The 15,360-nt window shown below is 56.1% G+C and carries 15 protein-coding genes and 1 tRNA gene; 7 read left to right on the plus strand and 9 right to left on the minus strand.

All coding sequences use genetic code 11. The annotated features are described in order from the left end of the window. Positions 1-16 precede the first annotated feature (16 nt). Positions 17-1,396: a muramidase family protein gene (locus HNQ64_RS24190; RefSeq protein WP_184211447.1), complete on the minus strand. Its 1,380-nt coding sequence runs from the start codon at positions 1,394-1,396 to the stop codon at positions 17-19. Between the two features lie 190 nt (positions 1,397-1,586). Between HNQ64_RS24190 and HNQ64_RS18515 the strand changes: the two genes are divergently transcribed. The 4 genes from HNQ64_RS18515 (at position 1,587) to HNQ64_RS18530 (ending at position 4,743) form a co-directional block, all read left to right on the plus strand. Then, positions 1,587-2,309 carry an N-acetylmuramoyl-L-alanine amidase family protein gene (locus HNQ64_RS18515; RefSeq protein WP_184211449.1) on the plus strand — a complete coding sequence of 241 codons (723 nt, stop codon included), beginning with the start codon at positions 1,587-1,589 and terminating at the stop codon, positions 2,307-2,309. Positions 2,310-2,381: 72 nt separating this feature from the next. Then, entirely contained in the window at positions 2,382-3,131 is a 750-nt protein-coding gene (locus tag HNQ64_RS18520) for an amino acid ABC transporter permease (protein WP_184211451.1), read from the plus strand. Then, on the plus strand, positions 3,121-3,858 hold the full coding sequence (locus HNQ64_RS18525) for an amino acid ABC transporter ATP-binding protein (RefSeq protein ID WP_184211453.1): 738 nt from the start codon (positions 3,121-3,123) through the stop codon (positions 3,856-3,858). The genes HNQ64_RS18520 and HNQ64_RS18525 overlap by 11 nt, the downstream gene beginning before the upstream one ends. Positions 3,859-4,035: 177 nt before the next feature. After that, positions 4,036-4,743: an AMP-binding protein gene (locus tag HNQ64_RS18530; RefSeq protein WP_184211455.1), complete on the plus strand. Its 708-nt coding sequence runs from the start codon at positions 4,036-4,038 to the stop codon at positions 4,741-4,743. 15 nt (positions 4,744-4,758) lie between these two features. Here HNQ64_RS18530 and HNQ64_RS18535 read toward each other — a convergent pair. Beyond that, positions 4,759-4,833 (minus strand) — tRNA-Val (locus HNQ64_RS18535). A 157-nt stretch (positions 4,834-4,990) separates the two neighbouring features. Here HNQ64_RS18535 and HNQ64_RS18540 point away from each other — a divergent pair. Genes HNQ64_RS18540 through HNQ64_RS18550 form a run of 3 tightly spaced genes read left to right on the plus strand, consistent with a single transcriptional unit; the run spans position 4,991 to position 7,996 of the window. Then, on the plus strand, positions 4,991-6,493 hold the full coding sequence (locus tag HNQ64_RS18540) for a class I adenylate-forming enzyme family protein (protein WP_184211457.1): 1,503 nt from the start codon (positions 4,991-4,993) through the stop codon (positions 6,491-6,493). Between the two features lie 6 nt (positions 6,494-6,499). Next, the gene (locus HNQ64_RS18545) at positions 6,500-7,720 is read left to right on the plus strand and encodes a type III PLP-dependent enzyme domain-containing protein (protein WP_184211459.1); all 1,221 of its coding nucleotides are present in this window, start codon (positions 6,500-6,502) and stop codon (positions 7,718-7,720) included. A 24-nt stretch (positions 7,721-7,744) separates the two neighbouring features. Next, positions 7,745-7,996 carry an acyl carrier protein gene (locus HNQ64_RS18550; RefSeq protein WP_184211461.1) on the plus strand — a complete coding sequence of 84 codons (252 nt, stop codon included), beginning with the start codon at positions 7,745-7,747 and terminating at the stop codon, positions 7,994-7,996. Between the two features lie 31 nt (positions 7,997-8,027). On the opposite strand, the gene HNQ64_RS18555 is transcribed toward HNQ64_RS18550, so the two are convergent. From HNQ64_RS18555 to HNQ64_RS18585, 7 genes are all read right to left on the minus strand, one after another. Beyond that, entirely contained in the window at positions 8,028-9,014 is a 987-nt protein-coding gene (locus HNQ64_RS18555) for a hypothetical protein (RefSeq protein ID WP_184211463.1), read from the minus strand. Between the two features lie 36 nt (positions 9,015-9,050). After that, complete coding sequence (locus HNQ64_RS18560; protein WP_184211465.1) at positions 9,051-10,028, minus strand: hypothetical protein; 978 nt, start codon at positions 10,026-10,028, stop codon at positions 9,051-9,053. 254 nt (positions 10,029-10,282) lie between these two features. Next, complete coding sequence (locus tag HNQ64_RS18565; protein ID WP_184211467.1) at positions 10,283-12,106, minus strand: hypothetical protein; 1,824 nt, start codon at positions 12,104-12,106, stop codon at positions 10,283-10,285. Positions 12,107-12,127: 21 nt separating this feature from the next. Beyond that, on the minus strand, positions 12,128-12,628 hold the full coding sequence (locus HNQ64_RS18570; RefSeq protein WP_184211469.1) for an RNA pyrophosphohydrolase: 501 nt from the start codon (positions 12,626-12,628) through the stop codon (positions 12,128-12,130). A 49-nt stretch (positions 12,629-12,677) separates the two neighbouring features. Then, positions 12,678-13,205 (minus strand): 2-amino-4-hydroxy-6-hydroxymethyldihydropteridine diphosphokinase, encoded by a 528-nt coding sequence (folK, locus tag HNQ64_RS18575; RefSeq protein WP_184211471.1) that lies wholly within the window; start codon positions 13,203-13,205, stop codon positions 12,678-12,680. A gap of 22 nt (positions 13,206-13,227) precedes the next feature. Beyond that, positions 13,228-13,965, minus strand: a complete 738-nt coding sequence (gene dapB / locus HNQ64_RS18580; RefSeq protein ID WP_184211473.1) for a 4-hydroxy-tetrahydrodipicolinate reductase — start codon at positions 13,963-13,965, stop codon at positions 13,228-13,230. A gap of 42 nt (positions 13,966-14,007) precedes the next feature. After that, positions 14,008-15,357, minus strand: a complete 1,350-nt coding sequence (locus HNQ64_RS18585) for an MFS transporter (RefSeq protein WP_184211475.1) — start codon at positions 15,355-15,357, stop codon at positions 14,008-14,010. Positions 15,358-15,360: the final 3 nt, after the last annotated feature.

Consider the following 15,360-nt stretch of genomic DNA (forward strand, 5'->3'; position numbering starts at 1 on the left):
CGGGCATTGCGCCACGTCAATTCAGGGACACAGCTCCGAGTGAAGGAACCACCACTTCTTCGCCTTCTTTCAGCTTCCGGTCCGCAGGCAGTTTATTCATCTCACGGATTTTTTCAGGTGTGGTGTTAAACAGGGCCGCCACGGTATTGATATCATCTCCACGCTCCAGTCGGTAAGCCACGATACCTCGACGATTGCTGCTGGTGGGAGGGGCCGGCTTTGGCAGCGGCTCATACGCTGGCGCAGGGGCCAAAGCAGGTGCTGGTGATGGCGAAGGGGCTGATGGCTCAGGCTGGGCCGCCATCAAGCTGGCTCCAGGAAGCGGCACCGTGTCTGAATCAGCAGCCGGATAAGTAGGGGATGGAGGCGCCGGGCGGGCAGCACCGCCACCAGGGATGATCAAGCGCTGGCCAGGTTCGATCAAATTGGAGTTCTTCAGTTTGTTCGCCGCAGCGACTGACGCGGTCGAAACCCCATGCATCTTAGCAATCGCGCCCAGGCTTTCGCCTCTTTTCACCAAATGCGAACGTGAAGATGGAGCCGATGCCACTGAAGATCCCGCAGAAGCACGTTTCCCCGACGAATTACTCCCCTTTCCTGGAATGGTCAGCCTTTCGCCGACCAGAAGGCGGTCTGGGTAAGCGGAAGGATTGGCACGAGCAAGCGCATCTTGAGACACCCCATGAGCATGGGCTATTTGTGAAAAAGTATCTCCAGGCCTGACCGTGTGAGAGCTAGCTGAGTTCGATTCTGCAAACACAGCAGCATTCCCATGCCCCGGAATTCGGATCGTTTGCCCCACTGAAATGGTCTCACCTGAAAGGCGATTGGCGGACTTGATCGCATTGATGCTAGTGCTGTGTTTATCAGCAATCCTCCAAAGCGTATCCCCAGGTCTGACGGTGTAAGTCTTCCCTGTTTCAGGCAGGTAGCTCTCCCCGCCCTCAATGGTGGTCATTCCCTGACCGCGCTCGAGACTGCTAAGACGACGATCTTGGTGAGCATCGTTTTTTTCCAAACGCGCCACCTTGGACTCGAGGCTCACAGGCTTGCTTTGCGTGTTTTTGGTCACACTGCTCTTAGGCTTGCTCACACTCGCCCCCTTGATCGTCGGTGGTTTGTAGCTAGACGGAGCTTGGTTGGGGGGAGGAGTGCCAAACCCAGGTTGGTAACCCTGTGTTCTCGCGGGAGCAGGGCCAGCAGGCAGCCGGGCCTGAGGGGTACGCTGAGTGGTGCCAGGTGGCACGTAGGCAGAGCCTGGCTGCCGATAGTATGGCTGCTGAACAGCACCGGGTGCTCCAGGGCTCTGGGCCTGCGCCAGAGAAACGCTGAACATCAAGGCCAGAATGGCCCAACGAGGATGCTTCGCAAAAAAGACGGCAGGCTTCGCTTTCATGATTTATATTTTAGTGAATATAATAGTTCAGGCCAATTAAATATTTTAAAAATTTGAACAATTTTTGAAAAAGACTTCCTCCAACTTTTCTGTTCTGCGAAGCCGCCCCCTGTCGAAGTGGCTACGTGGCGCAGCATCATACCTGGCGCTGGCAGGTGCTTTTGCATCAACCGCCTGGCTTTCTGCGAAAATGGAGAATTTGCCTAGCGTGAACCTCGGCCCCTGGGATTTGGAGAAAATACCGCTGGTTGTGGTGGATGCCGGTCATGGTGGGCATGATGGCGGTGCGGTGGCGGGGGGAACTCTTGAAAAAAAGCTCGCTTTGGCTTTGGCACTCCGCCTGCGGGATGAATTGATCACCCTGGGGTTGAGAGTCAAAATGACCCGGGATTCCGATGTTTTTTTACCCCTAGAAGAAAGGGCTGCCCTGGCGGACGAATGGCAGGCTGATGCCTTCATCAGCGTGCATCTAAATACCAGCGCCAGCCCCGAGGTGCACGGCATTGAGACTTATTACAACGAGCGAAAATCACTCGCTGCGCAAAGAGCGCTGCAGGTAAAGTGGTCACTCGCGAAAGGTCCCGTGCAGGATCTTCGCGGGCGCAGACTGGCTGAAAGTCTCCAGCGTCATGCTTGCCGTGGGACCGAGGCCGTGGATCGTGGGATCAAGCAAAGGAATTACGCTGTGGTCAGTCAGACTCAGGTGCCCGCAGCCTTGATCGAATGCGGTTTTCTGACCCACGAAGCCGAAGCAGCATCACTCAAAAATCCTGACTACCAAAAGAAACTCACACTGGCGATTGCTCGAGGCATGGCGGAGTTTTTGAAAATTCAAGGCAGGTATCCTCCGCATGGAGTGCTCTTAGACTCCCAAGAACCCACCGAGGAAACTCCCGAAACGGCAGCTCCCTAAGCTGAAAAAAACAGAGTTGCACTGGCACGCTTACCGCCACCTGATAAAGCTCTGTCTATCGCCTGATAATCCATGAACGCCCCTTTCCGCCAAAGACTGCTCTGGACGCTCGTCCTCGCGCTAGGCGTTTCCGGGTGGCTGTACACCACTTTTGCAGCCGTTCACTATACTTGGAATTGGGAAAAGGCCTGGATTTACCGCTCCCAGCTCATGTGGGGCTGGGTGACCACCCTGCTAGTCTCTCTGGGAGCAATCATGGTGAGTATCGTCGTAGGATTCACCCTGATGCTAGGTCGGCGCACACGCATCCTACCGCTGCGCCTCTTCTGCACAGGCACGGTGGAATTGCTTCGCGGGTCCCCTTTCCTAGTCCAGCTTTTAATTGGTTATTACATCATCGCCACCGCCTGGAAGATCAATGATCCCTTAGTGGTGGGGACGCTTCTGCTAGGCTTGTTTGAAGGGGCATACCTGGCAGAAATCTTTCGCGGAGCCATCGAAAGCATCGGCGCGACCCAGCGTGAGGCCGCCCGCGCGGTGGGTTTTAGCAAGGTGCAGATGTATCGCTATGTCATCATTCCCCAGGCCGTGCGGCGTGCCCTACCTGGCACGACAGGGCAGCTCGTTTCTCTGATCAAGGATTCATCCCTGCTCTCAGTGATTGGCGTTGAAGAACTGGTGCAGAAGGTCAAAATCCTGAACAGCAGCAGCTACACAGCCCTGGAAGGTTACCTGCCACTAGCAGCTGCCTACCTCATCGTCACGCTGCCCCTTTCCTGGTATGCCGGCCGTCTTGAGAGGAGGTTCGCCTATGAAACTTGAGACACGAAAGGTCGTTAAGCGTTATGGCGACTTCATCGCTCTAGATGAGGCCAGCTTTCAAACGGGTGACGATGCCCGCGTGGTCGCCCTTCTTGGGCCCAGTGGCGGGGGGAAGTCCACTCTACTGCGCGTGCTGGGCGGCCTGCTGGTGCCCGAGGCCGGAGAGGTCCGGGTGAATGACCAAATGCTTCCTCAAGACGATGCTGCAGCCCTTCTGGGCCTCCGGCAAAACGGGTTTGTCTTTCAGGGCTACAACCTTTTCCCTCATCTCACCGCGCTACAAAATGTCACCCTGCCCCTGACCGTCGTGCATGGTCAGCCAGCAGACGCAGCCCACCGACGCGCCACGGAACTGTTAGATCGCCTGGGCTTAGCCCAGCATCTGCATAAACGCCCAGCGGAACTCTCTGGCGGGCAGCAGCAACGCGCCGCCATCGCCCGCGCACTGGCTTCCAAACCAAGACTCCTTCTTCTGGACGAACCCACCTCTGCGCTGGATCCCGTCATGACAGGAGAGGTGCTGGACGTCATTCGAGAACTGGCCCAAGAAGGCCAGCAAATCGTCCTAGCCACCCACGAAATCAGTTTTGCCCGATTGGTGGCGGACTGGGTGGTATTCTTGGCACAGGGAAAAGTGGTTGAATCCTGTTCTGCTGTTAAGTTTTTTGACGACCCCTCGTCATCCTATGCGAAGGAGTATTTGACGGCCCTGACGAAATATCGTTGAATGGGAGGCGGGGTCACTCGGTCGAAGGCTGCATGGCAGCTAGATTGAACGACTCACGTCTAAAAAGTATCAATGCAAGTAACGTTCGTGACGAAAAAGGGTATTGCCTGCTGACAAGGTGATAATTCCGATAACAAACGCTTGCTAAATACAAGGCTAATTATAAAATCCATATAGATGCGCCCTCTTTCAGAATCCAGTACGGGTCTTAGTCTTTGGCAAAACCCTGCCAGACAGGGGCCTTTTCATCTCAGCGCTTTTTTAGCGGATGCCGCCGAACGCACTCCCACGACCACTCTGACCGTGGACGGCATGGAATTCACGTGTGAACAGGCTTGGATGAGTGTGCTCCGCATCGCCACCTGGCTGCAACAGAATGGCGTTTCCCGTGGGGACAAAGTGGTCACCGTGTTACGCCACAGCTCGGACCTGCATTTGATCACTTTGGCAGTGGCACACATCGGTGCCGTGGTTTCTGTGATCTCTCCGCAGATCCGCCAAGAAGCTTTCAAATCCATACTAGAAGAAGCTGAACCAGTTTGCCTCTTCCTGGAAAAGACCAGTCATCATCTCAAAGCCATGGCTGAAAACATCCTGACGGTCTGGATGACGGAAGGACTGAACGGCGGCGAATGGGACGAGGCCGAATTCAGTGAAGTAATGAATACACGTCCCGCATGGGGCATGCGTTTCCCTGGAAAGTCCGAGGATCCTGCGTTTTTGGTGTTTCCCTCCAGTGGCGTGGCACAGTCTCACGGCATTCTGCTTTCTCACGAAAAAGTGCGTCACATGCTTGCGGCCCAATCGGGTAGAGAAGAAGGCATCTTTTCTCTTTTCGTAGACTCACCGGCGTCATCCCCGAATCTCGCGGTCCTAGAAGCCTAAACTGGCGAGGCTAAATGGTACACGGAGAGGGATTCGAACCCCCGACCAACTCGGTGTAAACGAGCCGCTCTACCACTGAGCTATCCGTGCCTCGCGGGATGGGATTATTCGAGATGTGGAGCGACTGCGCAAGGGCGAATTGTAAGATATTGAAGACTGTTTCTTCGAAGATGCTGTTCGATCAGAAAACAGTGAGTGAAAATCTCCAGACTGATGGGTGATTTTAGGCTAAAAGGGGTTCTTTCAGATGTTTGCACCATCTTTCTCCCTCACATTCCCCGCTCAATGGCTGGCGCAAGCTGCCAGGACCTGGCCTGAACAGGTTTTCATTTCCGGGGAACAGCCACTGACGTTTTCTGAAGCCTACCAGGAGGTGAGCCGGATCGCTGTTTGGATGGAACAACGAGGCATCAGAAGAGGCGATCGTATCTTGTTAATTTTGCCAAATAGTGCTGAGGCGGTGTTGATTCTCTTAGCAGCACTTCAGCAAGGGGTGATCTTTTCTGTCCTAAGCCCACAGTTACAGCCGGAAGGGCTGCAACGAATCATTTCCCAATGCGGCCCGAAGGTCGTCTTTTTAGATCAAAGCACAGGCCATTTGCAGGGGACCGTTTCTCCAGACCAGGCGGTCTTTTTAGAAAATGTAAAGTGGCCTACCATTGAGGATGTGGACAGCCCGTCCCCCGCCGTCTTGCAGCCTGAGGATATCGCCTTCTTGGTATTTACCTCTGGCAGCACGGGTACCCCGCGTGGAGTCATGCTCACCCAAAAAAATGTAGGCTTTGTCTGCCCGGCTATTCTGGCACGGCTGAAATACAGGGCAGAAGACTGCATCGGCCTCTTTTTGCCCCTGGCCTTTGATTACAGCCTTTATCAGATTTTTTACGCCTGTCTCACGGGTGCGCGTTTGTTCATCGGCCGCCCCGAAAAAGTGGGGCCAGAGCTGCCCAAGATTTTAGCCCGTGAAAAGGTGACGGTGCTGCCGGGGGTGCCGACCGTGTTTGCGGCTTTGATCAAGATGCAGCGGTACCGCCCCACCTCGCTGCCATCACTGCGTATGATGACCAATACGGGTGATCACCTCCCCAAGGCCTACATTGACCACCTGCGAGAGCTTTTTCCCCAGGCACAAATTTTCCCCATGTTTGGCCTCACGGAGTGCAAACGAGTCTCCATTTTATGCCCTGAAGAATTTGAAACCCACCCTGAAAGTGTGGGGCGTCCGCTGGATGGAACGACGGTCTTTGCCGTCAACGCTGAAGGGGAAAAACTCCCCCCAGAGCAATCTGGAGAGTTGGTCGTTCAAGGGCCCCATCTTTCACCGGGTTATTGGGGAGCCGAAGAAGAGACTGCCAAACGTTTTCGCGAACTGGCTGGCACACGTAGCCTATTCACGGGTGACTATGGCATCGTGGATGCTCAAGGTTATATCACGTTTCATTCGCGAGGTGATTTTGTCATCAAACATCGTGGTACCCGCTTAAGCCCTGCTGAGGTGGAAGAAGCCGCCTGCACGATCCCGCAAATCATCTCCGCAGGCTGCGTGAAAGATGACGAACGGGACCTGCTGTGCCTTTTCCTGGCCACCACGGATGATACGCTTACGGAAGCGGGAATCCTGGCTGCCTTGGCCACGCGTCTGGAACGTGGCAAGATCCCCGACCGAGTTTACTTCCAGCCTGATTTGCCCCGAACGACTAACCAAAAGCTCGACCGCAAAGCGTTGCGTCGTTTGCTGACCACCGTGTAACCTTTCATGGACGCCCCACTCCTTCGTCTAGCCGAACAATTCGAAACACCTTTTTATGCTTATGACCTCGCCGAGGTCAAAAGGAGAACTCAGGAGCTGCGGGAAAGCTTGCCGGAAGGAGCCAGACTGCTGCACTCCTTCAAAGCCAATCCCCTGCCCTCCATTGCCGAAAAAATTCGCCTCGAAGGCGGCACCGCAGAGATCACCTCTGAAGGGGAATTGCAGGCAGCCCGACTCGCCGGCCATGATATGAGAGAAGCGCTTTACGGGGGGCCAGGAAAAACGGTAAGTGAAATCACTTCCGCCATGGCAGCAGGGGTGCGGTGGTTTTCGTGCGAGTCATGGAGAGATCTGGAGCGCATCTCCGCCGTGGCCAGTCTGCGTGCTGCGGATGCCCAGATTCTGCTGAGAGTGAACCCGGCAGAAGCTCCACAGGCCCGCCTGGCAATGACGGGGGTGGAAAGCCAATTTGGATTCGATGAAAGCCTCCTGCTAGCAGCAGGGGCCCGGGAAAAACTGCAACTTCCTCATGTCAAAATTCGGGGGATTCACGTCTATTTCGGCACTCAAGTGGCATCAGTCGAAGCCCTGACCCAAAATACCCAACGAGCCATAGAAACGGCTGAACGATTGGAGAAGGCCCTGGGCTTCGTATGCAGTGTGGTGAATGCGGGCGGGGGTTTTCCCTGGCCCTACGCTAACCAGGGATCCCCCCCTGATCTGCAAGGGCTCAGAGGGGCACTTACTGCCGTCTGGGAAGCCTCCCCACTTCATGAAACCGCAGAACTCTGGTTTGAGGCTGGGCGCTATCTATGTGCAAGCGCAGGGACGCTTGTCTCGAGAGTTTTGGATGTGAAACCTTCCCGCTCACGCACCTTTGTGGTGCTGGATACAGGCATTCATCATCTGGGGGGGATGGCGGGTCTCGGCCGCATCCCACGCAGTTCAGTGACTTTTCAAAACCTCAGTCGGCAGAGCGAAAACGAAGTCACGGCTGACATCGTGGGCCCGCTCTGCACTCCGCTGGATAGCCTGGCCCGAGGTCTAAAAATGCCCGATGTGGCCGCTGGCGATTTGCTTGCGGTCCCCAATGTTGGCGCGTATGGACTGACTGCTAGCCTGATTGGTTTCCTCAGCCATCCTGCTCCCGCTGAAATCGCCTATCTGGACGGTGAAGTGGTACAGGTGTGGCAGTGGCGGACCGGTCACCAGCAGCTTCAGTCCTGATTTGACTTTTCCTTGATAGCTACCATGTCCGATATCGCTCCCCGTCTCCTGGCCCTGCTACGCCCTCACCTGCGCATGCTCGCACCCGAGGCTCCTATCCGCCTTGAAGATGATCTGGGGAAGCTGGGGCTCGATTCACTGGAGTCCATTGATGTGCTGATGGAGATCGAAAGTGAATTTGGGGTCATCATCCCCGATGATCAAGTAACGGTGGATACACTCGCCACAGCAGGGAATCTACTGCAGGCGATTGAAGCCCAGATGGCGACCGCTTAGTGAGCAGGCCCTGCTAGGTCAGCCTACCGCATTAGAGGCCGAAATCGCCCTCGGCCATCACAGTGTGCTTGGCGACGTCTTTGAGTGCAGGTGGACAAGCATGAAAGTGGCTGACAAGAGCTTCATCCCGGATCAAAGCCCGCACGTCCAGCCAGTGCTCATCTTGAGGAAAACCGATCAACGATAAAAGATGGGCCGGGGGCCCAGGTAAATGAACCTCTCGTGAAATAAGTGCCCCCACCAAAGCGGCGAGTTCTTGGTTGTCTGCCTCCGTGGAGAAGGATTCCAGCAGCATCCACAAGTGGATGCCACGGCGGGAACGGCGGGTCAGCCATAGGTAGGAAGTCAGGCAGCCTTCTGCATCCACCACGCCTAAAAACTGGTGCTCGCGAAGCCTGGCTGCGGCGTACCAGCGCAGAGTCTCAAGGCAGATCCACTTTTCCAGCCGCCCGCTTTGCTGCCACGGACGCTCCAGTTGACGGACGTCGTTCACATTGGTGGTGAAGCGGTGACCGGGCTTCAAGGCTGGCCAAGACTGGCCAGTGAATCGGCCGAAAAGTTTACCCCAAAAACCGAGGGGTAACATCTGCCGACGGACCTTCAGTTCCCCGATCCACCCCAGGCGAAGGATCAAAGCCTGCACTTCAAGGCTAGGGGTGGAGTCTAACAAAAGGTGCGTCTTAGCCAGTCGCTGCATCTTCAACGCCATGGGCAAAGCCGCATGGCGAAACCCCTCTTGCACAACCCAGCTTGTGGCGATGAGGGCTGGCACAGGCTGGCCAGCGAAGGCATAGCGCACAGGAATAAAGCCCAGAAAACCAACCAGCCGACCAGCCGCTTTCAAAACCCAGCCGCGCTCGGCCGAATCACTGGCATGGGGATTTTCATCCCACCAGTGTTTCAACCGCTGTTGCCAAAGTTCCTCAGAAGGGCCGTCGGGTAATTCCTGGCACAAAAAAGGCACTAACTCTGCCCGCGCCGAGACGCTGTCAGTGTAAGGCTCAATGTGGCAGGACATAGCCTCCACTATGCCTAACCCAGAGAAGTAAACAACTTACAAGCCTAAATCTCCTTCTGCCAGCACGGTGTGTTTCGGCGCGTGAGACAGGTCTTTAGGCAGCAGAAAGTAATGACAGACCTGCTCTTTCCTGCGGATGAGAGTCGGCATTTGGGCGAGCCAAGGCTCATCCCCAAAATCAGTCACCGTCAGCAAGCGCCTCCGGCCTGGAAGCCGATCTGGCTCATGCACCAACGTGCCCAGCACAGCCATAAGTTCCTCGGGAGTTTCGCGGGTGGTAAATGTCTCGACCACATCCCAAGTTGCGATGCCACGGCGGCGGCGTGCGGTGATCAAAAGATAGGAGCTCAAGACCCCTGCTGCATCCACCGCCCCGATGAAGTAGTGCTGGCGCATGGGCGAAAGGCAATACCATTTCAGAGAGTCCACCGTCGTCCATTTTTCAATCCGATCTGCTTTCTGGTAAGGGCGCGCGAGGGAGGTCACTTCATTGAGATCGCTCACGATCTTCATGCCCGATGCCAGGGCTGGCCAGGGTGGCTGGCCATTGAAATAACCTAATTTGCCTAAAGCCACGTAGTGGCAAGTCACCTGCGTTTCCCCCCGCCCGCCCATTTTGACCAAGGCCGTCTGGATCTTGGGCAAAGGGGTGGAATGGACGATGACGTGCTTCTGCATGACCTCGCGCTGGTTGAGAAACATCTTCGCAGCCGCTTTGGAGTGCTTTTCATCCACCCGAAAACTGGTGGCGTACAGGCCCGGGACTGGCTGTCCCTGCCACGCAAACATAGCGGGAATAAAGCCGCCAAACCCCACAATGTCTTCCCCTGCAAGAGCCGTGTAGCCGAGATGCGAGTCTGCCTCGCGGTGGGGGTTTTTATCCCACCAAAATTCCAAACGATGCAGCCAGATGCTGACGGGTGTTTCCGGCCAGGAGACATGGAGATATGCCGCGAGTGCATCACGCGTCACAAGCCCATCATGGTGAGGAATGACCTGGGTGTTTGAAGCCATCGTTTTAATCTGGCTTAAAACGGAGTTTTTGAGATAGAAAAAATGCTTCTAACACAATTCTTACATCTTACGCCAAGGTCCTTCAGCCACATCTATGTGAACTTCGGTAAGCTAAAAGGCTCTTCTTGGGTGCCGTCATTGAGGCGTTCAGGATGCAGGCCTAACTACAGATGCTCAGAAGTCAGGATTCTCATCCATGCCAAAGTTACCCGCGCCTATACGACCTAGGGCCGAAAGAGGGGGATCGTGCTTGCTTACTTTTTGACTGGCACGGCGATGGAAATCCCCAATTCGACGGTCGGTTCACGCTCATCTTCCATGGGTATTGAGGTGGTGCGCCCACCTTCAGCCACCAGATTGAGCCCGACTGAGGACAAAAGCCCCCGGCTGGCATCGTATTGCAGAGGCTCGCCAGAAAATGGATCCACCGGGAGAGACAGCAGAAAGGTGGGAGTAAGATCATTCAACTGACGAGGCAAAGTCTGCTTTTCCGCCAAGTAACGCCTGACGGCAAAAAGGCAACGCACCAGCCCATGCCTAGCCTGGGCCAGGCTGTGTGCTTCAGGCAGCTTCAAACGAGGGGCAATGCGGTCACTGAAGTAGGTTTCTCCGCTGGAATTTGGGTGGTAAAAACGTGGCTGGGTCAGACGAATGCGGCGGCTAGGAGAGGCTGAAACGGAAAGCCGCGTGTATGGGGGCCTGCTGATCTCATCTCGCAGATCACGAAAAGCGGAGGCGAAGAGGCTAAGCGTCTCGTTCACTTTAAAAAAAAGGCGTCCAGGGCGCTGATGAAGGCGGCCTCCAGGCATGGTATCTAGCAGTTCCCCGCTGGCAGGACCGAGCAGCAGTTTCTTCTCATGTATGTAGTAAGCTGCGCAGGCTTGACGCAGGAGGTCATCCTCTGGCTGGCACTGGCTGAATTCTTTCTGAAAGCGGGCTAGCGTGGCGCTATCCAGCCGGGTGGCTTTCAAGAGCTCGGCCAAAATCTGAGCGGCAGCAGTTTGCAGCTCTAGCCCCCGATCCATGTAACCTGGCCAAGCCCAGACATCCTGCAAACGCCGGGCTATTTCCGCCAGATCAATGGCCGCGACAAAAGCAGGCTCCTCATCCCCACGCCGGGCGAGGTAAGAGGCCTGGGCCTGCAAGAGAGTCCCTACATTTCCCCAACCTGAGCGGGAACTGGCATCTTCACGATACCAGTCCGAGTGATGAGGATGCCAGTCATAGTCCTCCAAAAGATCTCGAAGATTGTCTAAAGCGGTGCCATTGACCTGCATGTAGGTGGCCAGTGAAGGCGTGTCCCAGGCCCAAGGTGGCTGTGTGCGCAAGGAGACGTTCTCCACAGGAACGATCGAGTCCAAAAAGGCTCGCAGTTTGGTGGGTGCCTGGATCACGGGTGTCTGGTCCACAGCCATGACAGGGCGCAGATCCTCATCCGATTCGCGCGGCGAATCATGCAAGTAAATCCAGGCTAGGAGGGTAAACCCTAAGGTGCCCAAGCTCAAAGAGATCAACGTGCCCCAAGACTGACGATGAACACGACGACGGAGCGTGCGCTTTCGCCGGCGCTCTGTTGGATGAGGGTGCTCAGGATCTGACTGAGGAGCCGCAGGTGGGAAGAGAATCTCTGGATCAGCCGCGAGCGGAGAGACTGGCTCTGGCACTTTGGGCAATGCAGTGGGCGCTTGCTTTTTCGGAGGCACTCCCGGTGGCCTAAAACGCATGTCTTCTGCCACGAGGTTGGCGACTTTTGTTTCGGTCGCGGGAGCCGGGGCTGGCGGAGGTGGTCTTGGCTCTGGAGCTTCAAATCTCAAGACGGTGCCATGAGCGGCAATGTCAGGAACATGAGCGGGCTGAGCCTGTGAACTGGGAGTGAAACGCGGGCTTTCCAGTGCCCCTGGATCAACCAATGGAGTGGCGGAGGATCGCGTGGAATTGGACCTCTTTTCGTTGGCATAGGAGGGAGGGGTCCACTCGCTCTCAAAGCTCCACGGAGAGTCCCAATCATCCTGCGGAACATTCCACGACATCGCCCCCAACTCAGCGCGGGCTTTAGAGAAGCGTGGATGGTGACTCATGCAGACAGAGAGGCGGTAAGCTCAATTCTCAACCGGAGCTAACTCCAGCCCAAAGAAGTCCAAAAAGACCTGGCGATAAACGGCCCGTTTAAATTTGGGCACCCAAGACATCTGGAATTCTTCCGGCTTGATCCAGCGCCAGTGGCTGAACTCCTGATGAGTGGCGGCGAGATTGACATCGCTATCCTGACCCAAAAAACGACAGCGGAAATAGCTCTGCTCCTGGCCACCGTAGATGCCGTATTTCAGGCGACCTTTGGCAAAGGCATAACGGTAACCATCGCGACGCTCGAGCAGCATCACTTTATCTGGGGTAACCCCGATCTCCTCAGCCATCTCTCGATACATGGCGGTTTCTGCATCTTCGCCATCGTCAATGCCGCCCTGAGGGAACTGCCAAGCCCCAGGAATGTTGATCCGCTCAGCGACAAAAATCTCATCCTGCTCATTGGTCAGGATAATCCCGACATTGGGGCGATAAAGGATGGGAATGGTGATGGGCGTGGCGTGACTTTCAGACATGGGGCGGCACAGAATACGTCCTTAAGGCCTGCTGTCACCTAGGGATCCATCAAGCAACGAGATGATACCGCCAAGTGCCAGCGAAGCGCACACTGTCAGGTTCGTCTGAGAGGGCGGCCATGGCCTCGCTTATCTTTCCAGGCAGGCTAGGAAGTTTCAGATGAGGGCGGATTTCCACCAAAGGCTGGAGAACAAATCGACGCAGATGAAGACGCGGATGCGGCACCGTGAGGACGGGATCTGTGCTGACATAATCTCCCGCATAAAGGAGATCTAAATCCAATGTGCGAGGGGCATGGTGGGCACGCTCAGGAGGGCGCCCCATCAGGGACTCGACTGCGACCAAATGGGCATGTAGCTCCACAGGGGTGAGTGGCGCCTGAAGCTCAATCACCGAATTCAAAAAAGCCTGGGTTCCAGGCGCACAATCCACCGGCTCCGTTTCATACAACGAAGCACCCGCCAGGAGCTGGGCCTGAGGGATGCGATGGAGGAGATGCGCCACCCCCTGCTCCAAGTTCGCACGCCGATCTCCCAAGTTGGACCCCAGGGCGATGCCAAAAGCGATAGCGGACATGAAGGGGGAAACAGCGTGCTGTTTACTTCAGTCCGAGCACGTCCTGCATGTCATAAAGACCGGCGGGTTTATCGGCCAACCAACGAGCGGCACGTACGGCACCGCCTGCGAAGGTATCACGGCTGCTAGCTTTATGAGTGAGTTCCACACGCTCGCCCACATTCGCAAAAACGACGGTGTGATCTCCCACGACATCCCCACCGCGCAAGGCGTGGACGCCGATCTCCTTCGGCGTGCGGGCCCCCACATCGCCAAAACGGCCATGACGACAGTCGGTATCATAATCCAGACCACGGACATCAGCCAAGATCTCCACCAAAGTGCGGGCAGTGCCGCTGGGGGAATCCTTTTTCATGCGGTGATGCATCTCCACCACTTCCAGGTCAAAGTCCGGGCCAAGGAGTTCCGCCGCCTTGCGTGTGAGCCAGAAGAGGGTGTTCACACCGACACTGAAATTCGACGCGAAGACCACCGGGATCGTCTTGGAGGCTTCCTTGATCTGAGCCAGTTCTTCGTCGGTGTGACCCGTGGTGCCGATAACGAGACTCTTTCCCAAACGAAGGGACTCCGTTAGCAATTCATTCGTGAAATGGTGAGAGGAGAAATCAATCGTGCAGGAGCACTTCGACAGAGCATCCGAAAGAGAGTCCCCCACATCAATGCCCGCCCCCACAGGCACGCCCTGCGCTGCAGCAGCACTGATGACTGCCTGGCCCATGCGGCCCTTGCAGCCTGTCACAAGAAGTTTGAATTCGCTCATAAGAGCCGTGGAGATAGCCGTTTCTGGAAAGTACGCAACTGTTCACGTTTCCTCGACCGACTTCGGCTTGCGAGTGCCCAGGCCGAGAAAGAATACGATGAGGGAGGCAATCAGCATGGAGCTGCCCAGGAAGTAAAAGCCACTGATGTAAGAACCCGTGTTGGTTTTGATCCAACCGATGATGGAGGGCCCCACCGCCCCGCCCAGGTTTCCCACGGAATTGATGAGACCGATGCTGCCTGCGGCTGCGGCTTCCGCGAGGAAGAGACTGGGGAGGGACCAAAAGGCGGGCATGTAGGTCTTAAATCCGGCAAAGGTGACCATGAGGCAGACCATCGTCCAAAACAGATTCCCATGAGAAAGCGGGGCCAGCAGCATGGCGATACCACCGATGGCAATGGGGATGCAGGCGTGGAGACGGCGCTCCTGGAAGCGGTCCGAGCTCCACCCCCCGAAAAGCTGACCGCACAGCGCTAGCAAAGGTGGCAGCACGATGAGCCACGTGAATTGATCCCGACTGACGTTGTACCAATCCTTGATCACGCTGGGCATGAAAAGCTCCATGCTGTGGCTGCACGTGGTGATGAAAAAGTAAGCGGCGCAGAGCAGCAGCACCTTGGGATGCGAAAAAGCCTCCAAAAGGGTCATGCGTTTGCCCTTGGTTTTGAGCTGGCGCTCGCGTTCTAACTCGGCTTCCAGAGCATCACGCTCTTCCTGTGTAAGCCAAGTGGCCTGACGCGGGCGATCCGTGAGGAGCCAAAGGACACCGATGCCCAAGACGACGGCGGGGATGGCCCACAGGATGTACACCCACTGCCAGCCGACGAGGCCTAGGAGCTTCGGGTGCACGAGCGTCTCACCATTCGCCAGGACCTCGGTGGTGCCGTATTTAAGCACCCAATTGGAGATGGGGCTGAGCATCTGAGCAAAGGGTGTGGCCACCAGGAAGTAGGAGAGCGCCTTGGCCCGATCTCGCGAAGTGAACCAGTGCGTCAGATAAACGATGACCCCAGGAAAAAAGCCAGCTTCCGCTAACCCTAGAAGAAAGCGCACGGTGTAGAACTCCACCGGAGTGCGGACGAAGGCCGTGAGACCCGCCATCATACCCCATGTGACCATGATGCGGCAGATCCACTTCCGCGCGCTCCAACGTTCCACCATCAGGGTGCCGGGGACTTCTAGCAGGAAATAGCCAATAAAGAATAAGCTGCTGCCAAAACCAATGACGGCATCCGTGAAGGCCGGCATGTCCTTCATCATCGTCAGCTTCGCAACGGCCACATTCACACGATCCACATACGCGATCATGTAGCTGATGAAGAGAACAGGCAGCAGGCGGATGAAGGCCTTCCGCCGGGCGCGGTCGAGGGGTGAGGTAGAATCAGCAGCCATGGG

The organism is Prosthecobacter dejongeii, from assembly GCF_014203045.1.
Lineage (GTDB): Bacteria > Verrucomicrobiota > Verrucomicrobiia > Verrucomicrobiales > Verrucomicrobiaceae > Prosthecobacter > Prosthecobacter dejongeii.

Excerpts from the sequence above, each read along its gene's own strand:
- HNQ64_RS18550 (WP_184211461.1), top strand. The coding sequence starts at position 7,745 with ATGTCCGATATCGCTCCCCGTCTCCTGGCCCTGCTACGCCCTCACCTG.
- HNQ64_RS18570 (WP_184211469.1), bottom strand. The coding sequence starts at position 12,628 with ATGTCTGAAAGTCACGCCACGCCCATCACCATTCCCATCCTTTATCGC.
- HNQ64_RS18525 (WP_184211453.1), top strand. The coding sequence starts at position 3,121 with ATGAAACTTGAGACACGAAAGGTCGTTAAGCGTTATGGCGACTTCATC.
- folK (WP_184211471.1), bottom strand. The coding sequence starts at position 13,205 with ATGTCCGCTATCGCTTTTGGCATCGCCCTGGGGTCCAACTTGGGAGAT.
- dapB (WP_184211473.1), bottom strand. The coding sequence starts at position 13,965 with ATGAGCGAATTCAAACTTCTTGTGACAGGCTGCAAGGGCCGCATGGGC.
- HNQ64_RS24190 (WP_184211447.1), bottom strand. The coding sequence starts at position 1,396 with ATGAAAGCGAAGCCTGCCGTCTTTTTTGCGAAGCATCCTCGTTGGGCC.
- HNQ64_RS18555 (WP_184211463.1), bottom strand. The coding sequence starts at position 9,014 with ATGTCCTGCCACATTGAGCCTTACACTGACAGCGTCTCGGCGCGGGCA.
- HNQ64_RS18560 (WP_184211465.1), bottom strand. The coding sequence starts at position 10,028 with ATGGCTTCAAACACCCAGGTCATTCCTCACCATGATGGGCTTGTGACG.
- HNQ64_RS18515 (WP_184211449.1), top strand. The coding sequence starts at position 1,587 with ATGGAGAATTTGCCTAGCGTGAACCTCGGCCCCTGGGATTTGGAGAAA.
- HNQ64_RS18540 (WP_184211457.1), top strand. The coding sequence starts at position 4,991 with ATGTTTGCACCATCTTTCTCCCTCACATTCCCCGCTCAATGGCTGGCG.
- HNQ64_RS18565 (WP_184211467.1), bottom strand. The coding sequence starts at position 12,106 with ATGAGTCACCATCCACGCTTCTCTAAAGCCCGCGCTGAGTTGGGGGCG.
- HNQ64_RS18585 (WP_184211475.1), bottom strand. The coding sequence starts at position 15,357 with ATGGCTGCTGATTCTACCTCACCCCTCGACCGCGCCCGGCGGAAGGCC.
- HNQ64_RS18545 (WP_184211459.1), top strand. The coding sequence starts at position 6,500 with ATGGACGCCCCACTCCTTCGTCTAGCCGAACAATTCGAAACACCTTTT.
- HNQ64_RS18530 (WP_184211455.1), top strand. The coding sequence starts at position 4,036 with ATGCGCCCTCTTTCAGAATCCAGTACGGGTCTTAGTCTTTGGCAAAAC.
- HNQ64_RS18520 (WP_184211451.1), top strand. The coding sequence starts at position 2,382 with ATGAACGCCCCTTTCCGCCAAAGACTGCTCTGGACGCTCGTCCTCGCG.